The following is a 25,920-nucleotide window of genomic DNA, read 5'->3' as shown; positions in this document are numbered from 1 at the left end:
CGCCGACTTCGACAGCTTCGTGACATCGCTCACTGTGAATGGACATCAACCGCCGGTCCAACCCCCGTTTCAGCAGTGAACCCACCCGTCAGAAGCAGTTAGCCGTAGACGCTTTGTGAGGTACTGAACATTACTGAGTGGTCTTTGGAGGATCTCAGAGACTTCAATACCTCTCTCGTGAGGGATGGTAATTTGGATGGCGTTTGGGACGTTTTATGTGGAATAGCGGAAACTGCAGAATGTGATGCAGAAGAGATATATTATACCACTCTTCAAAAAGACGGGAGATTCGATGAATCTGAGGAAGTAATCGGTGATGGATTTGATCCTTTTGACCTCAATGGAAGATCGATCTCGGCTTGGAAACCATACCTACAGGAGGAAATCGATACAGTTGATCCAGCGTTAATCATTGTTTTTGGCGAAGCTTCCCTGAGAGCGGTAGTAGATATCTTATCGGTGATAGAAGACGAGTCAGCTGATGATATCCCATCTGGTGAGACGTACGTATTGGATCGATATCCGATCATCTGGTTGAACCACTATTCGAATTTCAACCCTCCCGCGGAGAGTAGCCTGCAGGAGTGCATAAAGGATGAATTAGAGGGTATAGATTGGTAGCTTACGAATGAAGGCATGACCCTCGTAGTTTCTGAATGAGTCGGTATGCGAAAAGCAAGCGACCAGCGGGTCGACATCCACTCCACAGATAGGAGCGTCCGCTCGCTAGCGTTGAGGACGCTACGGCGGCACCTCGCGGGTCTGTGCGCTATTCGTTGGGCGTCACTGTGGCTCCCTCGACAGGATACCACTGGTGATCGTCCCACTGGAACCGCACGGGCCGTGCCGTCGGCCTGACTGGTTTGTCCGTCGCCCGTTCGAGCAATGTTCTTGACGCAACGAGATCCGCATGGCCGTCGAAACCACACGGGCAAGTAAGCGTCTCTCGATGGCGACGCGTTCGTTCTCGCTCACCGCAGTCTGGACACGTTTGGGACGTCCACGCCTCCGAGAGTGCTTCCACGTCGATGCCGTACTCTTCACAGACGGATTCGAGTCGAGCGATACACTGTCGGTGAGCCCAGAACGACCGTGCCTTGAGGTTCGCCTCCACCGACCAGTACTCACCGAGAACGCCGGTGAGATCGCCGTGGTAGAGCGTTGAGACACCAGCCGCCTCTAAACGCTCGACTAAGTCCCGAAGGAGTGCGTTCACTGCGTGGTCACGTCGCCGCGAGCGTTTGCGATAGAGCCGTTTGATTCGTTGACTCGTGTGTTGTCCATCAGGGAGTTTCGCTTGAGCGCTGGCGATAGCGTTAGTCGTCTCTCGAAACTGCCCGAATGGGTGGTGGCCACTGTAGAGATACTGCTCACCGGCTGTTGTCGTACAGGCAACGAGTACGTTCGCACCGAGATCGAGTGCAGCGGCCTCGGAGCCATCTGATCTGCTCTCCTCGACATCGTCGATGGTTACGGATTGATGCACACGGTACGTTTCTTCGACCGAGTCGTACGAGATTTCGAGTCGACCACTGTCTCCACGCCACTTCGGATTGCCCCGAACCGGCAACCGGAGACGTTCGTACATTCCGTACCCGTACTCGTCTTTGAGACCCATGCCGATGCGGATTTCCAGTCGGGACCGCCTATTCCACTGAATGGTGTACGAATCGTTTCGAATGTAGGTTCGGAGCTCCCGGCCATCGTCTTGATTCCCCCAGTAGCCAGGGGGACTCGGATCGTACTCAGGATCGTCGAGAAGCTCGAAGAAGGAGCGCCACGCAGTATCGTTCACACGAGCGATCTGTTGGGTCGTCGCTCCGCTTAGCACGTCGACGTACTCGTCGTAGTAGCCATCGCACTCCCAGACACTTTCGCCGTCGAAGAACTGCTGGCGGCGGTCGTAGGTAAGTTTATTCCAGAGGCTTGCCGACGCGTCCAGCACTCGCGTAAGGATCTCTTCTGTTGTTTCAGAGTCGGGAGCGATATCGAACGTATTCGTTCGTTTCATGACTCTGAACGATATTGCATCCAGGGCACGCCTTCGCCGATTCCAGTTGACTGCACGATTCTCGAAAAACTACTGTCGGATTTGGTCTGGCAACGTCGTCTCATTTTCAATTCCTCTCTGGTGAAGGCACGATCACGTCGCGCCTCGCCCGTTCGGGGCGCGAAAAACCAACACCAGCAAGTCGAGTTGGGGTCACATCATCGGTCGCTGTGGCCCCACATCCGCGGGACATAGCCGAGATGCTCGATGTCGTCAGCGTAGTCACGAAGGAGCCCGATGAGGACGACTTCGGGAACGCCGGATTCGGCTTGGCCGACCAGCCAGTCTTCCAGTTCGACTTCAGTCTCCTCGATCTCGTTAAGATCAACGGACATCCGGCCAGTCCCCCGCTGATTGACGATACACCTGTCGCTGGTGGCGTTGTTCCATCAGAAATCACCTGTATTACCATGCAGGTACGATCGCTTCGCGCCTGCACCCATTGCAGGCGCAAAAGAACCACCGGCGACGTAGTCAGTGCAGAGGTGTGCCGATACCGATATGCCCGCTCGTGTCCGGCCCGATGTGCGGGTCCGTGTCCAGGGCGACTGTCGCCGAGCACGCGCGCCGCAGAGTGGCGCGCGACAGCGCAGGCGGCACCAAGCCCTGGAACGCGAAAGCCCGCGAGGGGCGCAACCGACGGGGATACCCGCTGGCGTCGAGGGCACATCCATTTTAGCCCGGAACGGGCGCGGGCAGTGCGGAGAGCGCCCGCACGCCCGGAATGGTCGGTCGCGAGCGACGCGGAGGGCGGCAGCGGCGAGCGGGGCGAGCCGTTAATGATATTCTGTGTACCTTCGGTAACTTCGGACGCAACAACGGGTACCGGGACCGGACCCCGACACCCTATTCCGGCGGTGTCCTTGAAACGAAGTGCCGCTATCCCTCAGCTAACAGTCCCCAAGGACAATCCATCGGACTGGATTTGCTGGCAGATGCAGTTACGCTGCGAGTGGGAGCTGGACAACGAATATAGCGCCTGTCGGCTTATTGTCTTCTACCCAGATCTCGCCACCGTATTCGGTGACAAGCGTGTCAACAAGATAGAGACCGATTCCCGTGCCGGGGCTTCCGAGTCCCCGCTCCCCTTTGCCGAAAATCGTCTCTTTGTGATCATCAGGAATTCCGAGGCCATTGTCGGCAATTCGAACTTCAACCTCGTCGTCTCGCACCTCAAACGAAACCTCGATATGAGGGGTATCCGCGTCGTTGTGTTGGACAGCGTTGTTGAGGAGGTTCCGGAAGACTGAACTGAGCATACTGTTGGCAGCGACCTCCACGTCGGGCGGCGAATTTTCCAGGCTGAACTCTGCTTCTGGGAAGGACTCCTCGCGAAGAGACAGCTCGGTTTCCAGGACCGAACGCAGTGGCACGGGTTCCACGGTGAGCGCTTCATCCGAGACGACCGTTTCCACGTACTCACGCGCAACCTCGGTCAGTTCAACGACGTGTTCCCCGCTGGCGAGGATCTTCTGTAGGTATTCGCGGCCCTCGTCGTCGACGTGGTCGTCGAGCATTTCTGCCCAACCGAGGACGACCGCCATATCGTTGCGGATATCGTGCCGAATGATCCGATTCAATAGTTCCAGCTCTTGCTCGCGACGTTTTTGATCTGTGATGTCTGTGGAAATACCGACAATCTCCGAGACATTGCCCGCCTCATCCCGTAGCATAACTTGCCGATTGAGTGTCCATCGGACCGAACCATCTGGGCGAACAACGCGACCCTCATACTCCGTGTCACGGAGTTCGCGGGTTGATTCCTCGATGTTTGCGCGAACACGATCTCGGTCCTCGGGATGAATCGTCTCGATCAGTTTACTCATGTCGCCTTTGATTTCCTCGGGTGGGAGGCCCCAGATCTCTTCGAAGCCAGCACTGATGTACTCGAATTCCCCGGGTTCGGATGCTGTCCAGAGGGCTACGCCGTCAAGCTCATCAAACAGTGCCCGGAAATCACGACGCTTACCAAGCGATTCATTGCTCATATCGGTCTCTGTAGCCCCAAATCGTATAAATTCTGGTTAGTGAACTACCCCTGCCTACTCGCCGCCTTCGGCGGCTCCTTGAGGCAGGGGCTTCCTGGTTCAACGACGCGCTTTGCAGGAACAACCGCAGTTCCCGTAGGGAGCGCAGTCTTCACAGGCATTCCTTCGGAGTGACCCACTCCTAGTTGCGAGAGTCCGCGAGAAAGGATATTCCACGCCGCGTTTGCATCTCTGTCGGCTTCGAACCCACAGGCAGGACAGGAGTGTTCACGCACCCACAGCGGTTTGTCCGTTTCGACGCCACAGGACGCACACTCTTTGGTCGTTCCAGCCGGCTCGACTTCCACGAAGTGCGTGCCTTCGCGTTTGCACTTGTATTCGAGCAGATCGGTAAAGGTGTTCCACGCCGCCGACGCTGTGTTGCGGCTGTTGCGTGGCGATTCCAGCATCACTTTCACATCGAGGTCTTCGACGGCCACTAGGTCGTACTCCTGAGCGTAGTATGCCGAGAGCTTGTGCAGGAAGTCACGCCGCTTGCGCTTGATTTGTTGATGACACTCAGCAACACGCTGGCGTTGCTTCTGCCAGTTGTTCGACCTATGCTCTTTGCGCGAGAGGGTCCGTTGCTCCCGTTCGAGCCGGTCACGTTCTTCCGAGAGGTCGAATGAACCAACTGCCGTGCCGTCAGTGTCGTGAGCATACTTCAGAATACCCACGTCGATGCCCACCATGTCGTCGTTGTCAACATCTTCTAGCGACGGTTTGGGCGGTTCCGCTTTGTCGTCAACGGCGAAGGAGGCGTACCACTCACCAGTTGGCTCTTTCTTGAGCGTGACTTCTTTGACCGTTTCATCGTCAGGAATGTCTTGGTGGCACTCAATGGGAATATCCGCGAGTTTCGACAACGAGAGTACAGTCTGACCGTTCTTCTTGTCGAACTCGAAGCCAGACTGGACGTAGGTGAAACTGCGGAACTCTCCGGGCGCTTTCCAGTTGAGACTCCCGACGTTGTAGCCCTGTTCTTTCAGTTCAGAGAGTGCCTTGATACTGTCTTCGATCCGCATGACAGCGGCCTGTGCAACCGTTGAGTACAGGTCATTCAGTTCGTCCCACCAGCTTTTGAGGTCGGTGAGTTGATCGCGGACCTGCCGCACTCGTTGGTTGAGTGTCCCTGTCGAGTCGGGGATCTTGTTAAACTCCCTGAGAGCGTGGTTGTAGAGTTGCCTACAGGTGTCTCGGTGATAGTCCAACAACTCACGCTGTTGGGCGGTTGGCTTGAGCCGGAACCTGTAGGTGTAGTGCATTGATTACTCGGTTGGGTCTGATGTTCGGACGATTTTCACGTCTGCGCCACGCCAGTCTTTTGGAACGAGGACGTGTGCGCCGTTGCCGGTGGCTTTCACCTCGCCCTCAATGACTTCGTGGCCTTCGATTTCGTGTCTATCCATCACTACTGTTTAGACATTGTTTTAACATAAACGTATCGGTTCGTGGGCCTGTGGGCCGGGAATAGAACAGTGTGCGAAAGATGATGACGGCGCTGTATCCCCTCCCTACTGCGCTCCTTGTCCGCTGGCGCGGACTGCGGTGCTCCTTGAGGGAGGGGGCTTAGCGCCTGCATTCAGCTAATTTTCGACTCGCCGAGATCTCGTCAGATAGTCGCGGCGAGCGGGGCGGGCCGTCACGGACACACCTGTCCAGCTGACACCGTCGCTCGGTGGACCATCGATAGGCCTGGCGGACGCAGAACAGGCGAGGCCGACTCGGTCACCGGGAGACGGCGTCTCCCGAGCTCACGGTGCGAAGTGCCGTGAACGTCCTTCGACCCCGCAAGCACCGCTGGGACGAGGCGCGAAGCGGCGTTCTCGTGAGCGGAGCGAACCAGGGCTAGCGAGACTTTGTCTCGCGCGGTCGCGGGATGTCGAGCGGCTGAGGGCTTTCGAGAACAATCGATATCTCCCCTGTTCCAGTCGTTATTCGGTGACAGCGTCGGACTCGTCCTCGACGATGACGTCCACGCCCTCCGGTGAGACATCGAGCGGAATCCCCTCGACGGTGAACTGAACAGTGATGGTCTCATCGGCGGAGGCGATCACCTGTTCGAGCGCATCAGGGTCGACGTAATCGTGGAGCTGATACGTGTCGTCCTCGAGTCCACACGCTTCCAGTGTCTCGATGATCTCAACTAATTGACTTAGCGCGTTTGGGATAGCGTCGGCGCAACCACAAGCGATTATGAGCTTTGACGCCGACTGGATGTCTCGCGCCGATGACCGCATTCTAGAGCATCTTACTGACGACGGACCCGACACGCCGAAGGAAATGGCAGACAGCGACCGCGTGCGGTTCTCCCGGCAACACATCAACGCCCGCTGCAAGACGCTGGTCATCTATGGCCTCCTCATCCACCTTGGCAACGGCGTCTACGATATCACTCGCCAAGGAGAGCAGTATCTTGCTGGCGAGCTCGATGCTCGCGACCTTGAGGGCGAATGAACCCAGATGGTGACAACCTGAGATCGAACATTAGCTACTCGCTAGTGTCGACCGACTTCGCAGACGGCACCCTGAAAGAAGGACCGTTCACTCGTCTTCGAGTGCTGCGTAGATCTCCGCGTGGCGGCGTCCGTCGAGTTTCCCCATCTCAAGGGCGATCTCGCGACGTTCGGCGTCACTCTCGGCGGCCTGATACCGCTCGTAGAGCTGGCGGACTTCGTCGTCGACCGCCGTCGAGGAATTGGTGCTGGACGCCATTGTTCTGTTGAACATACTCTGTGTGTCCCTTTATCAGTTGTGACGAGCACACGCCCGGAAGTAGATGACTGAAGTCTCTGTGTCGACCGCGGCTTCGTCGGTTGCGAAGCGGTGCAAGAGGGCTCGAATTTCATCACCGTAGTCGAACGTGTACCCGTTCAGCATATAGAAAACGACCACCGTTCGGAGCGCTGTTCGTTTGTTCCCGTCGACGAACGGATGCTCCGCAACGAGCAGTCGCATCAGGTGGACCGCTTTGTCATGGATCGTCTCAGGTACCTCCCCGAAGAACCCCTCCGAGATATACTGCAACGCGGAGGCAATCGCGTCCTCTGATCTAACTCCTGGTTCCGTGGTGTCGCCTTCCGCCACGATCTGTTCGTGGAGATCCAGAATAAGTTCGACAGAGGGATACGCGAGATCGTCAGTCACGCATCCGACTTTCTCACACCGCCCGTTAACCGTTTCTCACCAGTCGCGGTCCGGGTCTCCTCATAGACCACTTAGGTGGCCGAGTTATCGGTTGTCGCTGTCAGCGGTGTCGACGGTCATCGCGTCACCGTCGTCGATGTCCATTTGCTCGAGCGACGCCCCCGCCTCTTCGATGTCGTAGTGCTCGTGGACGACGGGCCGGAGCGCCTGGAGGATCATCTCCGCGGCTAGCGGGGAGATGTCGAGGTCCTCGGCCATCAGCCGGTGGGTCACCTCACCGCGTTCGCGAGCGACCGCGTAGGTGAGCGCCGTCGCGAGGCCGGCGACGCCGTGCCGGTCGATGTAGGTGTCGATGTCAGCGTCCGTCTCGCGGCGGCCGACGGCGTCGATCAGCGCCGGCGTGATCGTGTACTCGCGGTCGCCCGCGGCCGCCGTCACCGTCAAGTCGATTTCGCGGGCGGCGTACCGACGGGGCTGTTCGTCGTCGGTGACATCGACGACGCCGGCGTCGACGAGCCGATTGACGTAGCTGTAGGCGGTCCCCTGTGCGAGCGTGAGGTCGTCCATCACGTCCTGGACGGTCGCTTCCCCCTCCCGGGCGAGGTAGGCGTACAGCTGGGCGAGCTGTGGCTCCTCGAGGAGGTCCGCGACCGAGAGGAAGTCCTGGACGATGTCGCCGTCGGCGCGATGTGAAGTGCGTGACACGGGCGTTCTTGATTACAGATTACAGCGAAACAGTAAAGAGTGTTTGGGTCACTCCGCCTGTATCGTGACTGCCGGACATCCAAGACGTGGGTAGCCCATCGGAAAACAGCGGACAGCGTGGAGCCGCACGTTGACACCTCGGTGTCGCTATTGGCAGCAGCCAAGGCCGTCTAAGAAGAGATGTAGTCGATTAACTGGCTCGCTATATCCTCGGTGCGGTCGTCGACGAGCGATGTCAGATAGTGGTCGACGTCTGCAGGACTGTTGAGTGTCGCAAGCGACCATGGGAGGACATGGCTTCGGTCTCCGAGTGGCTCGCCCTCGTAGTCCTCATCTCGAAGCGTGAGTGCCTCCTCGTGATAGGTTTTCGTGGAGATAAGGACCGTAATGAGTTGGATGCCGTGGTTCGGGAACTCTGGGCTGCCTAGAACGAGCATCGGACGACCTTTCTCCGAAAGTGGATCACTCGCCCAGATGATATCACCACGGTCCAGGTCTTCGAAGGTAGTCACTGCACGTCCTCCATCTCCTCGGTCTCGAGGTCCTCGAGGGACTCCTCACCGTACTGTTCGTCCGCAGTTTCGTGGTGTCGATGGAGCCGGTAGGCAGATTGGAGCCGTTCCTCGTCGTCCGTAATCGCCCAGTACGGACGCTTGTGCCGCACGAGACCACGTTCCTTCAATCGCGAGAGAATCGCACTGGCACCGTCCGTATCTAACCCGAGTCGCTCAGCGATCGTTGCCGCCTTCCACGCACGGTCGTCGTGTTCGTTGAGGAACAGCACAATACGTTCGGTGTCGTTCCGCTTCTCGAATTCGTCGGTGTCCGCATTTTCGAACTCGTCGATATCGATGGCACCACTCGACATAAGCTACTGTTGGGACTGTTGGAAGATAGTTGTTTGGGATGTTGTTTACTAGATGCGTGGGGTATATCACTGAAGGCTAGTGTGCCCTTTATCGTTCACTCCGCGGGCGTCGCGACGAGGTGCTTCTCGAGGTCGCGCGTCCAGTACGTCGCGAGCCCGCCCGGGCTACAGCGCTCGCACAGGTGTAACGGCCCTTCGAGATGGCCGAGTTCGACGCGGAAGCGCGTCAGCTGGGCGGGACCGGAGGTTCCGCTGGAAGCCGGCGCGACGCGCCGGCGACGAGCCTACAGCCGTCGCAAGCGTGGTGATTACGCTCGTCGGGATGCGCTTTCGCCTGGAGCGCACAGTCGACGCAGATCGGGTGCGTCACCCGCTCGTCTTCCCCCCACGTATGCGCCTCGCCCATCTCTGATCCGGGGCGTACATCGCAGAAGGCACACCCAGCGAGCGGCTGTTGCATCAGTCGTCCTCCGCGTCTCTGGCGGCCTGCCAGCCCCGATGGAAGCCGATTTTTCGTTCGCCCACCAGAGCGCGACGCGTTCTGGGGACGCCGATAAACAGCTTAGGTCGGTCAGCGCCAGTCCGGGGACGGATCACGAAAATCGATGATTGCGACGCTGTTAACTAACACTACGCCTGGATTGGCCCGGAGCGTTGGTTAAGGGTGTGGACTATGGCTCCGGAGGTCTCGAACTGGCTTCAGTGTGATTGGATTACATAGTCGCTAACGGCCATTCCGTTGCGAGATATCGAAGTTATTTAAATATCGATTCGTAACTACGCAACAGAATGCTCACTGAAGGCGAGATCCGCGCGCTTATCGTCCTCCACGGTGAGCAGACAGTCTCCGAATTCGCGACGCAGCTGGATCGCAGTCCCAGCTACACGTCCGAACTCGTCGATCGTCTCGAGGCGACCGGGCTCGTCGAGACGCGTCGACACGGAAAGACAAAGCAGGTCCGGCCTTCGGACGCGAAGGCACTCGAAATTCTCGCAGCGATCACCCAGGAGTATTCGCACATCGAGTGGCCCGAACTGTTGTCGGGTGCGACGCTCCGCGTCCTCTACTATCTCGAGACACCGCGGGCCGCAACGGACCTCGCACATCGGGCCGATGTCCACAGGAGTACCGTCCATCGTGCCCTCGATCCACTCCAGCATCGAGGAATCGTCTATAAAACCGACGACGACGCCTATGTACTGAATGAGGGATTCGAACAGTTGAGTACACTGGCCCGGGAACTCGCCCACCACGACCATCGCCAGACCGTCGAACAACACACCGACACCTACACCATCCTCTGGGAGTCACTCGACGAGTTCCTCGTACAGACTGCCGACGAGATCACCGCCGAGGACTTCCGTTCGACGGGACCAGAGCAGTTCCAGACCTACGACCTGCCACTTCTGGCTCGCGACCGACGATACTACCTCTATTCGGAGACGATGAACGACCTCTCTCCGGCGACAGTGTGCTGTCACATGCTCGTGATCGATTCGGGAGCGCGATCCCAGTCATACTGCCTGCTTTTGCTCAGCCACGTTGACGTCGACCGTGACGAGCTGCGTACCCAGGCCGTTACGTACGGCGTCGACGACCTCGTCGAGGACTTGCTCACATATCTCGACACCGGCGGTGAGCAGCGGTCGTCTCGCCTTCCCGAGTGGGAGGAGTTCCAGGAACTGGCTGCGGACTACGGGGTGTCAGCATGAGGGCGCGATTCGACAGTTCGTACATTCGCTCAGAACTCGAGTACACCACGATTGAACTACAGGATATCGTGAGTCGTTTCGAGGAGAAAGACACAGTCGAGGTAATCGCTGATCGCATCGAGCGTCTTTCGACGACGATCTGGCCGTGAGGAATATCAGCGTCTGTACGGGTGAGTCCAATCGATGCACCTTGTTGGATACTCCGCCTATTGTCCTTCCAACCAATAGATATACATTATTGGCCTGTATACCAATAGGTGAGGATGGCCTCACTGACCGACGACGACCTTGATGGCGTGAACGAGGGGCGGAAGTACCCTGATGGGACTGTCGTCCGTGTGTTCTGTATGCGGACGGACCGTAATGCGTACCCGTCTGGATGGGCCTACAAGCTCCACTACGGTGCGACGGAGCCGGACCCGCCCCGCACGCTTGACGATGGGACGATTCGTCGGTACGACAACTCCCACGAGGACACCAAAGGGCACGAACTGCACGTCGCCCCAGACTCTGACCCAGACCCCATCGAGTTCCCCGGGATGGTCGAACTCTGGGAGCGGTTCTGGAGTGAAATCCCGAAATCCGAGTTCGAGGTCACGTGAGGCTCCCGCAAGGTGATACTATGACAGATTCCACACCGCCGCTTCACCCCATGGAACGCGAACAGCTCCGGACCGAATCAACCCTCGTCGTGACCGTGAAGTCATCTAGTGAGTTCCACGACGACGTCTCCAACGATATCGTTGCACTCGACCAGGACGACAACGTGGATTCGACGCCGACGCTCTCGTTCACTAGCTACGACGATCTTATAGGGACGTTGACGCCGCGGGTGCTGGATCTCATCGAAGCCATCCGTCGGGAAGAACCGGGCAGCATCAACGAGGCCGCACGGGTCGTTGATCGGGACGTGAAGAACGTCCACGAAGAACTCAGTCGACTCGCCCAGCTGGGCATCATCTTCTTCGAGGAAGATGGCCAGCGTAAGCGCCCAGTCGTCTGGTTCGACGAACTCGTCATCAATCTCCCGTTCGATCCAGAGGCCGGCGACACGGCCACCGCAGCACCGTGAAACCAGTTTTAGAACCGCTACGTTCTCGACCTCTTCAACGACCTCGAATTTAGACGCTCCAATAGTTACGGGACATAAGAATATGCTCTCATTCGCGAGGCTGGTAGTGGTGGAGGTCGTCTTTCGCGCCGGGGTGACTCGGCAAGTCGATCTGCGTGACGTGTTCATAGCGGGCGTCGAGGACATCGAAGAACTGTATATCTGCGAATGCCTTGAACCCCTCTCCGGGGCGTTCGCCGATGTAGACGACGTCGCCGTCGTGGAGGAGAAGGGCCTCGTACGCCATCGAGCCGACGGGCGGCCAGCAGAGGAACAGCGTTTCCGCATCGCTATACCGAAGCAGGACATCTTGATCACCTGCTTCGACCGGGAACCACGGGTCGAGGACCGGGTCGATATCGTAGGCGGTAACGTCGCCACCCCGCTTGTCGAGTTCGTACGCCCAGTACCCCTTCCACGCGCCGAGTTCGACGAGCGGTCCTTGGTCGATAAGATAGTCGAGCGCCTCACGGGTCGGAATCGCGAACGCGAATTCAGCAATCAACCGCTGTTGGGCGTCCGTCTCCCACACCGCCGAAACTGGCATTCCCGTGTCACGCTCGTGCTTGCGGCGTTCGAGCTCCGTGAGCGTGTCCTGGATTGCGGCGATGTACTCGATGGAGTCGTCTTCGCCCTGGATGGTTTCGACGAAGTCCGTCCACGAGACGGAGATTGACTCGGGTTTTTCATTCCGGTAGTGGTCGCTGATTGCGTCGGGGTCACCGCCGCGCTGGCTGATCTGGTCACGTGGGTAGTCGGTCATCGGTCGGTGAAGGACGTCCAAGCCGCCGCTAGGGTTCGTATCGTTGGGTGTCGTGTTTGTCTGTCGCTTCTGAAGTTCAACAACGCAGTCCTCGGCGACGAACGGTTCGCTTATTCGAGGTTGAGCGCCACGTCGACCTCGTCTTCGAATTCGTCCATGGACTGGGGACCGAGCCGAAGCTCAACGCCAGCTTCCTGGAGGATTTCCTCTATCTCCCAGCGAGTGACGCCGGTGCGCTCGGCGGCTTTGCCGAGCGAGATCTCGCCGAGGACGTAGAGCCCGATCGTGGTCGCGAGCTGCTCTTTGTCCTTGACGGCGCCACTCTGACGATCAGTATCCATGGGATCTAGTTGAACGGACGCGTGGAAGACGCATTAATGTGTCTCCAGTAGTGGTCGGGGGATGCTGAGCAACGGGAGACTGCGTCTCCCGAGCTATCGGGTGGCGCGCCGCCCATGAACGGTGCGGGCTTTCAGGTGTGAGGTCTCAGCTGGTTTGCTCCGCGTTCAGCTCTCGCAGGAACCAGCCGGCCGTCGTCCCAATCCGGATGCCGTCGATGTTGCGCATATCGAGACCTACTGTGGCTGTGCGAAACGGATGGTGCTCGACGAGGACACGGTGGATAACGGTTCGAACAGTCTCCGTTCCATACTCATCGACAACGTCTGCCATCGCTTCGTCGAAATGGGTATTGTGGTGATCAGCACGCGGTGTCTCTGCTCGCTTGAATACGAGTTCGCAGACGTCGTCGACTGACGCGTGGGCTGGATCACCCGTGCGTTCACGAACGTTGTAGAGGGGCTCGGACTCGGACATCGTCACTCACTCTGGGATGTCCTCGTCCGTGTCAGTTGTCGATGGCTCCAGTCGTCGCTGCCGGCGAATCTCGGAGAGGGCTTGTTCGAGCGTCGCGAGACTGTCGATCGCCGCCGCCTCCCGCATGATGTCGTCGAGAAGTGCGGCTCGCTCGACAGCGTCGGCATCACTCTCGGTTGTCTCGATCGAATCGATGACCACTGACCGCTCTTCAGACCAGCCACATGCCCAGCAATTTCGGGCGACGATGATCTGCTCGTCTTCGTCGGCGGCGAGCAGTACATCCGCTACTGATGCTGAGAGCGGCTGGTCCGCCCCCACCTCTACCGTGACGGGGCCGCCACACGCAGGGCACTCCATAGGTGTCTAGATGGCTGCCGATGCTTTCAATATAGTGAGACAACGTGGTCAATCCACACGGTTCTCGAGGAGGCTGCTGCCGTGGCAAGTAGGCCCTGGTCAGGGAACGTGTTCGATGGAGAGTTTGGGGAGTGAGTGCGCTGCTGGCTCGAACGCAGCGAACGATTCGTCATTCGTGAGAATCGTCGGCTCACGGTCACGGTGCTCAAACGCCAACACGAGGATTGGGACGTCTTTGGTCTGGATTCCACAGACGCGGGCGAGCGTCTGCACTGCGGGCGCAGATCGCTGCTCTCGCAGGAGTGACGTACTCACATCACGGCTAGACGGTGCCTCGATGAGGCCCGTCATTCGTGTGAGTCGCGTCAGAAACCTGGTTTTGACGGTATCACGGTCCGCCGAGGAGAGGCTTTGCGTGCGGTCGAATGCGGCCAGTGCTTCTTGAACCATGTACGCGTTGATCGCCGATGTCGTCTCACCTCGGTCGATTTCAGCAAGCAATTCAGCGGCCTGCTCGTTGGTTCGCAGCGTCCCGAAGACCCACAGATTCGTATCAAGGATCTTCACGGGTCGGATCCGTACATCTGCTCGGACGTTTCCTCTCGTGCTCCTTCGACGGCTCGTTCGAGGTCGTCCGCATCGACTTTCTCGCCGAGTGCTGTAAGCTCGGCGTCGATCTCACTATCAGACTCGCGGCTCTGTTCAGCTTCAGCGAGCAGCTGCTCCAGCCGGAGCGCGGCGATTGCCGACTCGTCATTGAGCTCGCGGAGATGGGCACGGCACGCTTCCTTGATGAACTCGCTCTTGTTGGTGTAGATTCCCGTTTCATCGAGGAACCGCTCGATCTCGGTGTCAAGCTCGACTGGAAACTTGACGCTGACACTCGCGTATTTCATGGTAATACCATCGTGCTACAGAGATATAAATGGCGTGCTCAAATTGTACTCCGTTGGAAAACGGTGCAAGCGTCGGCAACACGTCTCACTCGACGAGATGCTCATCGAGTTCGCGTGTCCAGTACGTCGCGGGCCCGTCAGAGCTGCACCGCGCACAGAACTGGAGCGGCCCCTCAAGATGCCCGAGTTCGACGCGAAAGCGCGTGAGCGCCGCGAGGGCGTCGACGACGAGCCCACACCCGTCGCAGGCGTGATGATCGCGCTCCTCGGGATCAGGCCGCTCCTGGAGGGCACAGTCGACGCAGATGGGGTGGGTGACCCGTTCGTCTTTCCCCCAGGTATGCGCCTCGCCCATCTCTGTACCGGGACGTGCATCGCAGAAGGCACACCCAGCGAGCGTCTGTTGCATCAGTCGTCCTCCGCGTCTCTGGCGGCCTGCCAGCCGCGATGGAACACGGCGAGTTGGGTGATAGAGTCGAAGGCCTCGCCACTGGGGTCGTGAACGAGGACTCGCTGGTCAGGGATCGGCCTCACCATATCGTCCTCGATGAGATCATTCACGAGACGGCGGGCACTCCGCTCGTCGATGTCCGCCGTCGCGACCCGGGCTGTATCCCGGTCTTGTGTAACGAGTTCGGTTTCAAGCCGCTCGTGATCGTCTGTCGTATCGTCGAGGATATCGGGTCCAGTCATAGGAACTCACGCTGGCACGCGCTTCGAGCGCGCCGCACGCCTCCTGGCGCTGATAGACACACCTGCGGTGCGGGCACGACATCTCACGGCAGCGATCTGCATCCAGTCACCCTCGTTCACCGCCAGAAGAGAACGAGACGCTACCCCAACAGCCTCCTGTGTGGCACCCACTAGCTATGGATAATGAAGAATCCGCAGACGCCGATCGGGCCGGGTGAACGAGATGTCCTCAACCACCTTGAGGCGTACGTCGACGCGAACGCGGATGACGACCCGCTCACGCGAGAGACGGCGGTCGCGTACCTCACGGAGCAGGGCGTCGGGCGTATCGAAGCCAGCGACCGGATCGAGCAGCTGCTGCTGAAGGGCTATCTGTATGAAGTCGGTGAGGAGCTCCGGATTCCGCCACGATCCTGACGGCTTGGCGGCTGGTCGGCTGTCGGGAGAGCCGCTACTCAGGGTCGAGCATAGCGAGTAACAGATCGAACGCGACGTGTCGACGAAGGAGCGTTTCACAGCTGACGCACTAGTACTCGACCGGCCCGACCTCGTCCCCGGTCGAGAGGCGGGTCACCGTCCCATCGCAGTGCTGAGGTCCTGTGAGCGTGCTCATTGAACGGGAAAATACGGTGAACGGGATGGCCGGCACGCTCCGGCGATACGCTGTCGTAGGAATGAGGAATAAAAGAATTGGAGGGGGAAATTATTAATCTCTATGGGCCGTAGGCCGACGTATGACTGCCGACACGAATCTTGGAATCGACCGCTGGGTCGAGGAGACGAGTGCGTTTGACCGGGTGCAGTCGGTCGCATTCGCCCTGCAGCAGCCGCAAACGGCAGGGGAGATCGCCGACAGCGCGCACGTTTCTGAGAAGACGGCGCGCGGCCACCTCGGGCGGCTCGTCGAGATGGATATCCTGCTCGAGGACGCCGACGATAGGCCGACGACCTACTATCCCGATCCTGGGTATATGCGCTATCGCGAAGTGCGAACTCTCGCCCGCGAGAATGACCGCGACGAACTCACGGAGATGGTCGCGACGCTGAAGGGCGACCTCGAGGACTGGCAGGACGAGTACGACGTCGAGGATCCGGGCGAGCTTCGGGTAAGCGTGGCTGATGCGGATGTCTCTCAGGCGGCGGTGTACGATCGGCAGAAAATCGCTGAGGATTGGGAGTACACCGAGCATCGGATTGATCTGCTCAAGGATGCGCTCGCCCAGTACGGTCGGTTAACGGCGCGACCGCCAGCAACCGCATGAATTCAGTGCGGAGTCGGCTGCTGGCTGACGGACCACGTGGCGAATCACCAGCCGAGAGACGCCATCGGACGCTAACTGAACTCAAACGGACGGTTCGCCATCATCCAGCGGTCGATGTCGCAGCGGGCGTGACGGCTGACGACGGCCGGTTTCGCGAACTGGAGGTCACGTTCGATCCGCGTATCCTCGATGTCGACGCGGAGCAGGCGAACCTCCGAATCGAGTGGCGTCCGCGGCCTGATCCGAGTGAGTCGGCCTATTTCGTCTTTCACTACTACGATTCGACAGGCCGTGACTTCGGCTGGCATCGCGAGCCGAATCCACACGTTGACCGTCTCGAACACGTTCAGGAGCGCGACGCACCCGACGCTGAGTACGAATACGAGACGGCGTTTTTTGAATCACAGTCGCCGGTCGATTTGTGCTGGGATATCCTCGGCCGGATCGAACAGCGGGTATAATCCCTACTCAAGCAGTTTCTCAGTCGTGACGGTCGGTGTGCGTTCGAGAAGAGTGGATACTACAGTATCGTTGCTTCTCACTGGCGTTTCGAGAGGCAGCATTCTTACTGGACATAGACATGGATTTACCTGTGACCGCGCTCAGCTGACACCAGTCTGGACACTGCGACGACTCTCGTGGTGGTACCTCTCGCGCTGAGCGCCGTCACCCTTGGTCGGCGCGATAAACGCTACTGTGGGGGCAGTTGCCTATTCGTTCCACAGTGCTGCAATCCGATCCTCGACCTCGTTGAGGACAAGTTGCAGGACATCACGGTGGTCGGCCGGCCAGGAGTCATCGTCACCGGGTGTCGGGGCAGTGGGCGGGGGATGGAAGTGGTCGCGCGTATTGTGGGGGTTCGGATGCCGATCCCATCGGCATTCCCAGGTGTCCTCCGAATGGACCTCTCGATAGTGGAGTTTGAAGTCGTCGTTCGTGTACCAGCGAACAGTCAGGGTTGCTTCGTCGACGGCTGCCGGGTAGTACGACGGGGCAAAAACAACCTGCAGCTCGAGATGGCCGCTTGCATCCGTGACGGTCGCTCGGGAGACTTGTCTCGTGGCTTGGAGCCGTGTCTGAAGGAACTCGAGAATGGGGCGATCGATGGGGGCAGGGCTCCCGCCATCATCTGTCGGTGGCGCCATCGAGCGGGCTACCCGGACGCCTGTTCGCGCTCGCTATCCGTGCGTTGCTGGCGTGCGCGTTCGTAGCGGTCTCGCTCCTCGCGGGCGGTCGCCCAGTCACCGAGGTCGCTGTACACGTCGTCGATGGTTTGCTCATCGCTAGCCTCCGCGGCGGCGACGGCATCGACGGCGGCCGGTGACGCGGCGTCGTACGCCTCCTCATACTCGGTGATGCGCGTCGTCAGCTCACGAACGCGCTCCTGCAGGTCCTCGACAGAATGATCGGCTGCGAGCTGGTTGATGCGTCGCCACTCGAAGTACGCGTTATTCCGTTCGTAGGTGGCTGGATGGCCGTCGTGTCGGGTAACGATGCCGAGATCGTCGAACCAGCTCAGATACTTCCGGGCGGTCTTGGGGTCACAGTTGGCGCTGTCGGCGATCGCACTCGCCGTCGTCGGCTTGTGGGTCTGAAGGATGGTGCCGTAGATGCGTTGTTCGACGTCGTCGCTGGCGAACGCATCCTCGAAGGGGGGTGGCCCATCGGTGGCGTCTGACTCGGACATACGTGGGCTTGTAGACCAGAGGATATAATTCTCATCCCAAGGAATAGTTTACTGAAACTCAGCATCCTGTTATAGTCGTTAAGATACAGCGAGGCGGTGTAGTTAACCAACAAGTGGCGCGATACAACTGGGTTGTTAGTTAATATCTGGGTTAGTGGAACCAGCCCTCTCGAGGGAACGGTTCTCGGATGGAGGTGGTACTGTGAGGTTGCGATCGCGACGCTACTCGGACCTAGGCACGGTCAGTACTCTTCGATGTCGACAACTTGTTTCGTCTCTGGGTGGGTCAGATGTCGATCATCGGAGACCACCGGTGCATCGAGCTCACGGCCAACCGCCGCGATCACCGCGTCCATCCCGGAGAGGAACGGGCCCTGCGGTCCCATCTCGTCCGCGATCTCCGCGGCGGTGACCGCGGTCCGCTCGTCGACGGTATGCACCTCGCCCCATGAAAGATCCTCGCGAGCGCCCTCGATATTACCCTCAGGACCGTTTCCCTCCCCGAGGAGCGCCTCTGCGTACGCCGGGGCCGGGAAGACATACGCCTCACTGTCGTGCTCTTGGAGGTACTCGCGGGTCGATTCGACGCCGTCGAGGTAGTCGATCAGGAACGTCGCGTCGAGGACCTTCATGCGTCTTCGCTTCGACGCCGCGTCCGCTCTATCGACTTCTCTTCGTAGGCCTCACGGGTCTCGCGAGCGCGGTCGGCCCGCTCGTCGGACCACCGGCCGAACCCGGCGAGGAGGTCACGGTCGGTCGAGAACATCCGTTCGAGGACGTCGTTATAGCTCTCGCCCTCTCGCCGCCGCCGCTCGATCTCGCGCTTCACCGTGTCGCTGACCCGGATCTGCTCGTTGGCTGTGCCCATCGTACGTTGACGTTGGGCGTTGACGTACCTATATTTTTTGTCTGCCTGCTACGGTGTCAGCTTGTCGCACCTGCTCTCCCAGCACACTTAACCAACAGTAGCGGAAGACGACGAGTGAACGTTGGTTAATTCTCTGGGTCGGTGATCCGCAGCTCGCCATCGACCTCGTAGAGCCACCCGGAGTCAAGCAACCGTTCGATGGCGTACTCCGCGTCAGCCGATTCATCCGGGAAGGTCTCGGCACCGAGTAGGAGGTCTTGGGCCTGGTCGTGCGAGAAGTCCGTCTGCTGATCTGGCATCTCTGACACGAGGATCTGATAGGCGTCCTCGATCCAATCGGGCAGCGACCGGGGTTCGTTTGACCACATCGTCGGTTCTCAGATAGCTAGTGTTTCGCGTCACAGCTAATTAAGCGCCGCCGTCTGGGAACTGTGTGGCTCTCACGCTCCGTTCCCTTGTCCTCGAGAACCGTCGAAGAAGTAGGACTTCAAAATCGATCGTAGCGATGCAGTCGGAATTACGAAGAGTCGTGGACTGGCTTGGGGATGCCGACCGCGCTGAACCGGACGTCGACGGCGCCACAGCCAGCGCAGTCGTCGATGAATGCACAGACCTGCAATGAGGTTTCCATCTCCTGAATAGCTCCGCACACGCTGCATTCGTACGAGGTGACGAACTGGAACGGGGCGTAGTCTTCGTCGATATCGGAGCGGTTGCGGCTCCGTGCAGCTGTTGGTGTCTGTTCGTGATCGGTCATCGATGTCGGCGAACTCTCTCGACGAGTACTATCTTCTTCAGTCGGGGAGTGCCACGCATCGGTGGGGAGTGAATCATACACCCGGGACGGGTCTGCGTGACCGTCAGCAACCGAATCACGTTCAACCGGACTCGCAGCTGCGTCCGTGTCCTGGTCTGCGAGATCGTCGCTCTCACTCATCCCGCTCTGGTCATCGAGTGACGGAGACGCGTTCGTTGGGGGAAAGTTCGTCGTCGACACGCTGATTTCGAGATACTCGGACTGACCATGGAGCTGCCCGTGGATGCCAGCAGCCAGCTCTGCGAGCGATTCAGCAACGTCTGTTCCGGTTGTATCGCGATGACTTGCATCGAGGAGCCAGTCGCGAAGGGCGGTTGCGGTGTCGAGTTCGAGTCTGAACGAGGGATCTGTTGCCATTGGCTACGCTGCCTCCACGCTACTGGGGGGGAACAGAAACCTGCCAAGTCTGGGCCTCGGTTCGGTTGCCCCACCAGAAGCACGGCGTTCATTCTGGTGTTGTCAATGAGGTTGTGGCTGCCGGCTGACCGGAGGGAAGCCGGGAGCGGTGGGTGGGGAGGTGGGGCGTTACCGGGCGGTGGTCACAATAAAAAAGAGGGCTTTGAGAGCCCCTTACCGCAGTCGGATGCGGCCGCGTTCGAGGACTGCACTTGGATCGTCGCTTCCGTGCTTGTCCACGTAGGCGTCATGGAGCTCTTGAGAGTACCGGCTGACCCGACTTTTCGAGGTATCGACGATGGTTCTTGCCGCTTCAGCCACCTGCGCTTGGGTGACGATCTTGCCGTCAGTGAGCCGATCCGCCGCATAGATGGCTGCCGCCCCCATCGTCAGGCGCGACGTCCCCGGCCCAACCGGCTCGTCGTCGGCGATTGCCAGGAGATGGTCACTGAGTTGGCGCAACTCCAGACACGTCTGCACATCGAGGACGTCGTCGAGCGCAATGAGCACATCGTCGACGACTCCCTCGCGCGCCGGGGGGACGTTCAGCCCGAGCTCGCACCGCAACTTCCGCGCTGCCGCGCTCACCCGCTCGTGCGAGGACTTCGTATACTGCACGACCTCGTCACAGGACCGCGGGAACCCCGTCTCGGTCGCTGCGAGGAGCACCGCCCCGCCGGCGAGTGCCTCCCACGACATCCGGCCGCCGGGGAGCCGCGCGTCGGCCGCCTGCTTCAGGAACAGCCCGGCATCCTCGGCCACAAATCCGGGGAGTCCCAGATTTCCGATGATCGACTCGATATCGCGATAGCCCTCGTTGAGCCGAATCGCGCGCTTGTCATCCATTTGGAAGCGCTTGTGCCGCTGCCGCAACCGCTCGAACTTATCCATCTGCTCGCTCGACAGCGAATTTCCGTATCCATCGCTGCCGAGGAAGAACGTCGTATGTAGGCCTTTGTCGACCCGGAGTGGGTTGATCGACTCACAACTCCACTCAGCAGGCCCGCTATCGTCCGAGGGGCCATGCACACGAAGCATCGGCTGGCGATCAACGTGCTCTGTCGTGAGGACGAGTCCACAGTCCGCACAGAACGACTCGTTATCCTCGGTGACCACCTGTCCATCGCACTCCACGCACGTCGACACCTGGGCTGGTTCGCGCTCGCCCGTGACCGCCTGGCTGCTCTCGTCTTGGTTAGCTTGCTCTGCGACCGAACTTTCATACCGGAAAAGGCTCTTACTCGACATTGGTGTCACAACACCTGAAGGCGCTCACGCGCCCGACACCGCGATGCTACAACATCGCGGATTTCTCGACGACGACAACCCAACAGACTCGTCTGCGCGCTCTCGCTCGCGCCTTCGCGAGCGCCCTGTGGGCGCGATGCGAGAGCGCGCCCGAGGCGGCCGACCATCCAGCACCGCGCGTCGACCCGCCCGGAGCGAGCGGCCAGCGCATTCCCCGTTCGCCGCGACGCAACCATGTCCGTCGCGGTCGGCTGTGCTGAGGTCCGGAGGACCCGAACGGGTGAAGCGCTGGCGTCGAGGGCACATCCATTTTAGCCCGGAACGGGCGCGGGCGGTGCGGAGAGCGCCCGCACGCCCGGAATGGTCGGTCGCGAGCGACGCGGAGGGCGGAACGCGGCGAGCGGGGCGAGCCGTCGAGAAACACCCGTTTATCCGGTTCCAACGCTCAGCGACCCAACCCACGTCCTGGTGGACTCAGAAGGGCGAGGCCGTCTCGGTCGTCCCCCGACCCCGCAGCACCGCAGTCGCGAGGAGCACAGCGTGGGTCGCGGGATGCCGAGCGGCCGAGGGCTTTCGAGAGCGGTCGCTCACTGTATTTATCAGGCCCGGTGGCACTGTGTTGGATATGGGATTCGGACCGAGCATCTCGGCTCCGACCATAACGGGAACACAGGTCGTCTACCCAGCACGGCTCGTTGCAGCGTGGGCCGTCCTCACTGTCGCGGGGCTTGTGCTTGAACGCGTCATCCGCCGGCTCCAATACTGGATTGTCAGGGTTACTGGAACGCATACGTTCGGCTGGTACTCGTTCCTTCACAGCGATCACCAAGACGGCTTGCGAGAGACAGAGACGTACACGGTTGCGGAGCTTAAGGATCGGCTCGACTGGGAACGCACGTGGTGGCGTCGGTCAACACGGCGAGGCGTCCGCGCCGTCGTGATCGCGCCGGTGGTCGAGGAACTCACGTTTCGCGGCGGTCCATACCTGCTAGCGGTCACGCTGGGGGGCGCCCACCTTCCGCTGTTGGTCGCTGGGTCCGTCCTGTGGGCGTTCCTCCATACCCGAAATCCACGCCGCTACCGCCGGGGAACCCTCCCGGTGTTCGTCAGCGGGTTGCTGAGCCTGTATCTGTGGCTGGTGGGGCTCTGGTGGCTGGCGATCCTCGTGCACGCAGGCAACAATCTGGTTGCGACAGCGGTGGACGTCGGCAAGGAGTGGTGGCGGCGCTGGCAGCATTCGTTCTCACCAGGCGAAGAATACACCGTGACAGTCGACGACCAGTGTCCGCAACCGGACCGTGATGGCCTGTATCGGGCGTCTACGCCGGCCGACGAGACACTCCACGTCGCCGACGTCGAACCGGGTGAGACGACGCGTGTGCGAGTCGCAACGACGGTTGGATTCCATGGGTACGCGTATCCCATCACCGAATCGGAGCAAGAAACTGACTGAACTGTCTTAACCAACAGTAGAGTGGAATGGCGCCCAGTGTTGGTTAACGGGGCGAAGATTTGGCTACCGCGGCAAACACTCCATCATCGGCCTCGATCATCTCGGCTGACAACGCCACGTCCTTGAGCGCCTTGGCAGCGGCCCGTCGGACTCGGCTGGGGGGTCGATACGACGGTCTGGGTTGCGCTGTCGCGCAGAATGTATGTGTTGCTCCGGGGCAGTTCGACAGCCCCGTCCTCCTGACGGGGGTGAGAGACACTAGGCCGAGCCGTCGCGGAACCGCTCGATCGCGACATCGGAGACATCGTCGTAGTCGTTGTCGCCGCCGACGAGGAGCGTCGCGTCGACATCCTCGGCAGTTGCGAGCGCGAACGAGTCCCCGAGTGCGGGGTTGTACGCGAGGATGTACTCTGAGGCCTCGACCCAGACCGCCTTGATGTCCCTCGTCTCGATCCCAAGATCGTCGAGCCAGTCGAGATAGTCGTCGGCGGTGGTCCGGTCGTACTTCCGAGCGAGCGTGTACCGAATCTCGGTGAGGGTCACGCAGCTGACGTAGCCCGCCGTGTCCTCGACAGCGACCGCGTCGAGATACTCCTCGACCACGTCGCTCCCGGGTTCGTCGTCGGCGTGCGCGATCAGCGGCTCGGCGTCGAAAACGACGTGATCGGGGACCGCCATCACTCGTCCGTCGAGAAGCGGGCGTCGCGCTCGTTCCGGTCCTGCTCGCGCTTCTCCTGGAGGATCTGGGTTGCGGGCGTGTCGGTGGTCGCCTCGCTACGGGCGGCGAAGCCGCGCATCTCGCTCGGTGAGCGGACGTGCTCAACGATCACTTCGCCCTCCTCGGTCTCCCGGAACACCACCTTCCCGGGGGCGTCGATCCCGAGTTTGTCGCGGAACCGCTTTGGGATGGTGGCTTGCCCGTGCTTCGTCACCGCAACGACTTCCTTTTCAGAGTTTTCTGCTTGTTCAGTCTCACTCATTATTCATAGTAAAGATGGCATTCATAGGTAACTCTTTCGCGCTATCCAACGTATCCGGGCTTACACTGGACGCACCCCCGTGCAGTTACGGAAATTCAAGGAGAAAGCCTCGCGCTTCAGCGCGGGGGAGCGTGTCATAGAATACGTCCCACGATTTTGTCGGCTTAGTCACTGTTTAGAGCCGTAACGTGTTTAGAAGAGCGTGCACCCGGTGCACAGCATTTAGAACGAGTCAGAGACACTCCCTTTTAGTTCGAATACTGATGTTTCGTCCGTATCGATGGTGGTTCGACTTAGAGCGAGCGACTACTGTGCGACCCGAGGTGACGTTCTTGGAACCGCTGGCTTCGAATCCGCAAACAACCATGCGCACCATTCTATGACACGCTCCGGGGAGGAAGTCAAATAGAGCCAAGGCGAGTGTCCCCGCTACGGGATGGCAGAAGTCAATCCATCCGTGGGCGAAGCATCTCGTCGATGACCGCCTCAATCCGGCTGTCGTCAGTAAGGTTGTCGAGAACCGTCTCGACTTTCACCTCAACCTCGTACCGATTGGTCTGTCCGAGTCCCTGCCCCCGGCCGCGTGTGTCTTTTGCGAGGATACTGGAGTCAGCAAGGTCATTCAGCTTGTCGCGAAACCGTCGTTCGGAGATCGCTCTCGTATCGATGTGCTCGCAAAACACCTCGTAGAGGTTGTGGAGGTCTTTTGTTTCGGGCTGGTCGGTACCGCTGATCGTTGCGTGAGTGACTGTCAGCAGCGCGAGGGCGCGCTGGAGCGGGAGCGACTGAATCCCGCGCTCGACGGCAGCCTGTTCCAGGTACTCGTGTGCGTTGCGTACGTGCTGTTCGGTAATAGTTGATTCTCCGTCGTCGTCGGCGAACCGACAGGCACGGAACAGCAGCTTGATCGCCTCGCGAGCATCCCCAGAGTCTTGGGCCGCGAGCGCGCTCGTCAGCGGAATCACGTCGTCAGTAAGCACGTCGCTCTCGAGCGTTGCGAACGGGCGGTCTTTGTCGCCAATCTCGGTATCTCGCAGAGCACCTGCGGCGCGGCGTGCGAGGATGTCCCGGAGCTGGTTCGCGTCGTATGGCGCGAACTCGATTTCGTCCTCACCGAGCGAGGAGCGTACGTCGGCGTCAAGGTTCTCCCGGAACTGCAGGTCGTTCGTGATGCCGATGATCGATAGCCGGACGTCCTCGGGTTCGGCACGCGGCAGCTCGTAGAGGATGTAGTCGTCGTTGCCGATGGCATCAATCTCATCGAGAATAACGATTACCGTGCCGCCGATCGCCTCCAGTTCGTCGATGATCATCGACAACAGCGTCTTCTTTTGGTAGCCGCTGGGGAGTTCTTCACCGGGCCCGAAGCGCTTCTCGCGGAGTTTCTTGACCAGGTGTGTCATCACGTGGTAGCTCTTGTCCATCCCCTTACAGCGGACGTGGACCACGTGAAGTTCGAGCCCTTTCTCGTCGGCGTACTCCTGCAGTTGGCTCGTTTTCAGTGAGATGCCGACCGTCTTTCCCTGCCCAGTCGGGCCAAAGACGAACGCATTCAGCGGTGTCGACCCCATTGTCGCCGGGCGCAGCGCTGAGTGTAGCTGATCGAGTTCCGCTTCTCGTTCGGGGAGCGACTTGGGCTGGTACGTCTGTGTGTTTGGGTTGAGCCGATCCATGTCGACGAAGATCGAGTCTTCGTCCCCGAACGAGCGCATAGCCACATATGTGGAACGACATCATATAAACCCCACCGTCCGAATAAGGGGGGACTGTCCGGGTACTGGGGGCACGTCCAATGTAACGAGAGTAGTTCTTAGCATAGCACGGCACAGGGGGACGGGGGTACGTCCAGTGTAAATATACACAAAAGTGGAAGAAGAGCGTCGAGATATACAAATCTACGTCTGCGAACAAGAATCTTTATGTGACTATAGTGGTAACAGGTACCGTGGTATATTCGCGTATACTGATGAACAAGTGTAGTTAGAGTTTCCGTGAGCAGCATCTCTATCAGCGTTAGTTTACACTGGATACACCCCCGTCCCCGGGACGAGACGTGTCGG

General features: G+C 59.6%; 39 protein-coding genes and 1 pseudogene. 10 read left to right on the top strand and 30 right to left on the bottom strand.

Going from position 1 to position 25,920, the window contains the following annotated elements; all coding sequences use genetic code 11:
* Positions 1 to 144 precede the first annotated feature (144 nt).
* Entirely contained in the window at positions 145 to 621 is a 477-nt protein-coding gene (locus NO887_RS15115; protein ID WP_256419044.1) for a hypothetical protein, read from the top strand.
* A gap of 148 nt (positions 622 to 769) precedes the next feature.
* Here NO887_RS15115 and NO887_RS15110 read toward each other — a convergent pair whose 3' ends face one another.
* The 6 genes from NO887_RS15110 to NO887_RS15085 form a co-directional block, all read right to left on the bottom strand.
* Complete coding sequence (locus NO887_RS15110; RefSeq protein WP_256419043.1) at positions 770 to 2,011, bottom strand: RNA-guided endonuclease InsQ/TnpB family protein; 1,242 nt, start codon at positions 2,009 to 2,011, stop codon at positions 770 to 772.
* Between the two features lie 197 nt (positions 2,012 to 2,208).
* Positions 2,209 to 2,385: a hypothetical protein gene (locus tag NO887_RS15105; protein WP_256419042.1), complete on the bottom strand. Its 177-nt coding sequence runs from the start codon at positions 2,383 to 2,385 to the stop codon at positions 2,209 to 2,211.
* Between the two features lie 606 nt (positions 2,386 to 2,991).
* Complete coding sequence (locus tag NO887_RS15100; RefSeq protein ID WP_256419041.1) at positions 2,992 to 4,038, bottom strand: PAS domain-containing sensor histidine kinase; 1,047 nt, start codon at positions 4,036 to 4,038, stop codon at positions 2,992 to 2,994.
* 44 nt (positions 4,039 to 4,082) lie between these two features.
* Positions 4,083 to 5,342, bottom strand: coding sequence for an RNA-guided endonuclease InsQ/TnpB family protein (locus NO887_RS15095; RefSeq protein ID WP_256419040.1), 1,260 nt, complete (start codon positions 5,340 to 5,342; stop codon positions 4,083 to 4,085).
* A 3-nt stretch (positions 5,343 to 5,345) separates the two neighbouring features.
* Positions 5,346 to 5,486, bottom strand: a complete 141-nt coding sequence (locus NO887_RS15090; RefSeq protein ID WP_256419039.1) for a DUF2080 family transposase-associated protein — start codon at positions 5,484 to 5,486, stop codon at positions 5,346 to 5,348.
* Between the two features lie 525 nt (positions 5,487 to 6,011).
* On the bottom strand, positions 6,012 to 6,317 hold the full coding sequence (locus tag NO887_RS15085) for a HalOD1 output domain-containing protein (protein ID WP_256419038.1): 306 nt from the start codon (positions 6,315 to 6,317) through the stop codon (positions 6,012 to 6,014).
* Between NO887_RS15085 and NO887_RS15080 the strand changes: the two genes are divergently transcribed.
* Positions 6,274 to 6,534, top strand: a complete 261-nt coding sequence (locus tag NO887_RS15080; RefSeq protein ID WP_256419037.1) for a MarR family transcriptional regulator — start codon at positions 6,274 to 6,276, stop codon at positions 6,532 to 6,534. The genes NO887_RS15085 and NO887_RS15080 overlap by 44 nt on opposite strands.
* A gap of 87 nt (positions 6,535 to 6,621) precedes the next feature.
* On the opposite strand, the gene NO887_RS15075 is transcribed toward NO887_RS15080, so the two are convergent.
* From NO887_RS15075 to NO887_RS15050, 6 genes and pseudogenes are all read right to left on the bottom strand, one after another.
* Complete coding sequence (locus tag NO887_RS15075; protein WP_465261997.1) at positions 6,622 to 6,807, bottom strand: hypothetical protein; 186 nt, start codon at positions 6,805 to 6,807, stop codon at positions 6,622 to 6,624.
* A gap of 18 nt (positions 6,808 to 6,825) precedes the next feature.
* On the bottom strand, positions 6,826 to 7,224 hold the full coding sequence (locus NO887_RS15070) for a type II toxin-antitoxin system death-on-curing family toxin (RefSeq protein ID WP_256419035.1): 399 nt from the start codon (positions 7,222 to 7,224) through the stop codon (positions 6,826 to 6,828).
* Between the two features lie 84 nt (positions 7,225 to 7,308).
* Positions 7,309 to 7,929, bottom strand: coding sequence for a DUF7437 domain-containing protein (locus NO887_RS15065; protein ID WP_256419034.1), 621 nt, complete (start codon positions 7,927 to 7,929; stop codon positions 7,309 to 7,311).
* Between the two features lie 170 nt (positions 7,930 to 8,099).
* Positions 8,100 to 8,441, bottom strand: a complete 342-nt coding sequence (locus NO887_RS15060; protein ID WP_256419033.1) for a type II toxin-antitoxin system PemK/MazF family toxin — start codon at positions 8,439 to 8,441, stop codon at positions 8,100 to 8,102.
* The gene (locus NO887_RS15055) at positions 8,438 to 8,797 is read right to left on the bottom strand and encodes a MarR family transcriptional regulator (RefSeq protein ID WP_256419032.1); all 360 of its coding nucleotides are present in this window, start codon (positions 8,795 to 8,797) and stop codon (positions 8,438 to 8,440) included. The genes NO887_RS15060 and NO887_RS15055 overlap by 4 nt, the downstream gene beginning before the upstream one ends.
* A 95-nt stretch (positions 8,798 to 8,892) precedes the next feature.
* A pseudogene (locus tag NO887_RS15050) lies at positions 8,893 to 9,257 on the bottom strand (DUF7558 family protein).
* A 329-nt stretch (positions 9,258 to 9,586) separates the two neighbouring features.
* Here NO887_RS15050 and NO887_RS15045 point away from each other — a divergent pair.
* The 3 genes from NO887_RS15045 (at position 9,587) to NO887_RS15035 (ending at position 11,582) form a co-directional block, all read left to right on the top strand.
* On the top strand, positions 9,587 to 10,510 hold the full coding sequence (locus tag NO887_RS15045; RefSeq protein ID WP_256419031.1) for a MarR family transcriptional regulator: 924 nt from the start codon (positions 9,587 to 9,589) through the stop codon (positions 10,508 to 10,510).
* A 263-nt stretch (positions 10,511 to 10,773) separates the two neighbouring features.
* Positions 10,774 to 11,112: a toxin-antitoxin system TumE family protein gene (locus NO887_RS15040; protein WP_256419030.1), complete on the top strand. Its 339-nt coding sequence runs from the start codon at positions 10,774 to 10,776 to the stop codon at positions 11,110 to 11,112.
* A 20-nt stretch (positions 11,113 to 11,132) separates the two neighbouring features.
* On the top strand, positions 11,133 to 11,582 hold the full coding sequence (locus tag NO887_RS15035) for an HVO_A0114 family putative DNA-binding protein (protein ID WP_256419029.1): 450 nt from the start codon (positions 11,133 to 11,135) through the stop codon (positions 11,580 to 11,582).
* 88 nt (positions 11,583 to 11,670) lie between these two features.
* Here NO887_RS15035 and NO887_RS15030 read toward each other — a convergent pair whose 3' ends face one another.
* From NO887_RS15030 to NO887_RS14995, 8 genes are all read right to left on the bottom strand, one after another.
* Positions 11,671 to 12,384, bottom strand: a complete 714-nt coding sequence (locus NO887_RS15030; protein WP_256419028.1) for a hypothetical protein — start codon at positions 12,382 to 12,384, stop codon at positions 11,671 to 11,673.
* A gap of 110 nt (positions 12,385 to 12,494) precedes the next feature.
* Positions 12,495 to 12,725, bottom strand: a complete 231-nt coding sequence (locus tag NO887_RS15025) for a UPF0175 family protein (RefSeq protein WP_256419027.1) — start codon at positions 12,723 to 12,725, stop codon at positions 12,495 to 12,497.
* Positions 12,726 to 12,870: 145 nt separating this feature from the next.
* A complete protein-coding gene (locus tag NO887_RS15020) occupies positions 12,871 to 13,200 on the bottom strand; it encodes a DUF8158 family protein (protein ID WP_256419026.1) in 330 nt (109 codons plus the stop codon).
* A gap of 6 nt (positions 13,201 to 13,206) precedes the next feature.
* Positions 13,207 to 13,560, bottom strand: a complete 354-nt coding sequence (locus NO887_RS15015) for a DUF8105 family protein (protein WP_256419025.1) — start codon at positions 13,558 to 13,560, stop codon at positions 13,207 to 13,209.
* A gap of 99 nt (positions 13,561 to 13,659) precedes the next feature.
* Positions 13,660 to 14,127 carry a hypothetical protein gene (locus NO887_RS15010; RefSeq protein WP_256419024.1) on the bottom strand — a complete coding sequence of 156 codons (468 nt, stop codon included), beginning with the start codon at positions 14,125 to 14,127 and terminating at the stop codon, positions 13,660 to 13,662.
* Complete coding sequence (locus NO887_RS15005) at positions 14,124 to 14,456, bottom strand: ribbon-helix-helix domain-containing protein (protein ID WP_256419023.1); 333 nt, start codon at positions 14,454 to 14,456, stop codon at positions 14,124 to 14,126. The genes NO887_RS15010 and NO887_RS15005 overlap by 4 nt, the downstream gene beginning before the upstream one ends.
* Positions 14,457 to 14,541: 85 nt before the next feature.
* Positions 14,542 to 14,865: a DUF7558 family protein gene (locus NO887_RS15000; protein ID WP_256419022.1), complete on the bottom strand. Its 324-nt coding sequence runs from the start codon at positions 14,863 to 14,865 to the stop codon at positions 14,542 to 14,544.
* A complete protein-coding gene (locus tag NO887_RS14995) occupies positions 14,865 to 15,149 on the bottom strand; it encodes a DUF8069 family protein (RefSeq protein WP_256419021.1) in 285 nt (94 codons plus the stop codon). The genes NO887_RS15000 and NO887_RS14995 overlap by 1 nt, the downstream gene beginning before the upstream one ends.
* Positions 15,150 to 15,332: 183 nt before the next feature.
* Here NO887_RS14995 and NO887_RS14990 point away from each other — a divergent pair, with 183 nt between their 5' ends.
* From NO887_RS14990 to NO887_RS14980, 3 genes are all read left to right on the top strand, one after another.
* Complete coding sequence (locus NO887_RS14990) at positions 15,333 to 15,566, top strand: hypothetical protein (protein WP_256419020.1); 234 nt, start codon at positions 15,333 to 15,335, stop codon at positions 15,564 to 15,566.
* Between the two features lie 317 nt (positions 15,567 to 15,883).
* Positions 15,884 to 16,411, top strand: a complete 528-nt coding sequence (locus NO887_RS14985) for a DUF7342 family protein (RefSeq protein WP_256419019.1) — start codon at positions 15,884 to 15,886, stop codon at positions 16,409 to 16,411.
* Positions 16,408 to 16,872 (top strand): hypothetical protein, encoded by a 465-nt coding sequence (locus NO887_RS14980; protein ID WP_256419018.1) that lies wholly within the window; start codon positions 16,408 to 16,410, stop codon positions 16,870 to 16,872. Before NO887_RS14985 ends, NO887_RS14980 begins: the two co-directional genes overlap by 4 nt.
* Before the next feature lie 249 nt (positions 16,873 to 17,121).
* Here NO887_RS14980 and NO887_RS14975 read toward each other — a convergent pair whose 3' ends face one another.
* The 7 genes from NO887_RS14975 to NO887_RS14945 all read right to left on the bottom strand — a co-directional run bounded on the left by NO887_RS14975 (position 17,122) and on the right by NO887_RS14945 (position 21,427).
* Positions 17,122 to 17,556 (bottom strand): toxin-antitoxin system TumE family protein, encoded by a 435-nt coding sequence (locus NO887_RS14975; RefSeq protein WP_256419017.1) that lies wholly within the window; start codon positions 17,554 to 17,556, stop codon positions 17,122 to 17,124.
* An 8-nt stretch (positions 17,557 to 17,564) separates the two neighbouring features.
* Positions 17,565 to 18,098, bottom strand: a complete 534-nt coding sequence (locus NO887_RS14970) for a DUF7342 family protein (protein ID WP_256419016.1) — start codon at positions 18,096 to 18,098, stop codon at positions 17,565 to 17,567.
* A gap of 242 nt (positions 18,099 to 18,340) precedes the next feature.
* Positions 18,341 to 18,730, bottom strand: a complete 390-nt coding sequence (locus NO887_RS14965; protein ID WP_256419015.1) for a PIN domain-containing protein — start codon at positions 18,728 to 18,730, stop codon at positions 18,341 to 18,343.
* Complete coding sequence (locus NO887_RS14960; protein WP_256419014.1) at positions 18,727 to 18,966, bottom strand: antitoxin VapB family protein; 240 nt, start codon at positions 18,964 to 18,966, stop codon at positions 18,727 to 18,729. Before NO887_RS14960 ends, NO887_RS14965 begins: the two co-directional genes overlap by 4 nt.
* Positions 18,967 to 19,091: 125 nt before the next feature.
* Entirely contained in the window at positions 19,092 to 19,334 is a 243-nt protein-coding gene (locus NO887_RS14955) for a hypothetical protein (protein WP_256419013.1), read from the bottom strand.
* Positions 19,335 to 19,483: 149 nt separating this feature from the next.
* Entirely contained in the window at positions 19,484 to 20,140 is a 657-nt protein-coding gene (locus NO887_RS14950) for a hypothetical protein (protein ID WP_256419012.1), read from the bottom strand.
* A 213-nt stretch (positions 20,141 to 20,353) separates the two neighbouring features.
* A complete protein-coding gene (locus NO887_RS14945) occupies positions 20,354 to 21,427 on the bottom strand; it encodes a transcription initiation factor IIB (RefSeq protein WP_256419011.1) in 1,074 nt (357 codons plus the stop codon).
* Positions 21,428 to 21,429: 2 nt separating this feature from the next.
* Between NO887_RS14945 and NO887_RS14940 the strand changes: the two genes are divergently transcribed.
* Together NO887_RS14940 and NO887_RS14935 are read left to right on the top strand one after the other, a co-directional pair.
* Positions 21,430 to 21,687, top strand: a complete 258-nt coding sequence (locus NO887_RS14940) for a hypothetical protein (RefSeq protein WP_256419010.1) — start codon at positions 21,430 to 21,432, stop codon at positions 21,685 to 21,687.
* 365 nt (positions 21,688 to 22,052) lie between these two features.
* Complete coding sequence (locus tag NO887_RS14935) at positions 22,053 to 22,880, top strand: CPBP family intramembrane glutamic endopeptidase (RefSeq protein ID WP_256419009.1); 828 nt, start codon at positions 22,053 to 22,055, stop codon at positions 22,878 to 22,880.
* 258 nt (positions 22,881 to 23,138) lie between these two features.
* On the opposite strand, the gene NO887_RS14930 is transcribed toward NO887_RS14935, so the two are convergent.
* From NO887_RS14930 to NO887_RS14920, 3 genes are all read right to left on the bottom strand, one after another.
* Complete coding sequence (locus NO887_RS14930) at positions 23,139 to 23,558, bottom strand: type II toxin-antitoxin system VapC family toxin (RefSeq protein WP_256419008.1); 420 nt, start codon at positions 23,556 to 23,558, stop codon at positions 23,139 to 23,141.
* A complete protein-coding gene (locus NO887_RS14925; protein ID WP_256419007.1) occupies positions 23,558 to 23,860 on the bottom strand; it encodes an AbrB/MazE/SpoVT family DNA-binding domain-containing protein in 303 nt (100 codons plus the stop codon). Before NO887_RS14925 ends, NO887_RS14930 begins: the two co-directional genes overlap by 1 nt.
* 446 nt (positions 23,861 to 24,306) lie before the next feature.
* On the bottom strand, positions 24,307 to 25,572 hold the full coding sequence (locus tag NO887_RS14920) for a Cdc6/Cdc18 family protein (protein WP_256419006.1): 1,266 nt from the start codon (positions 25,570 to 25,572) through the stop codon (positions 24,307 to 24,309).
* Between the last annotated feature and the right edge of the window lie 348 nt (positions 25,573 to 25,920).

The sequence above is a fragment of the Halorubrum laminariae genome, assembly GCF_024494655.1.
Lineage (GTDB): Archaea > Halobacteriota > Halobacteria > Halobacteriales > Haloferacaceae > Halorubrum > Halorubrum laminariae.
The sequence above is the reverse complement of the archived record's forward strand: the minus strand, read 5'-3'. Positions and strand labels throughout refer to the sequence as shown.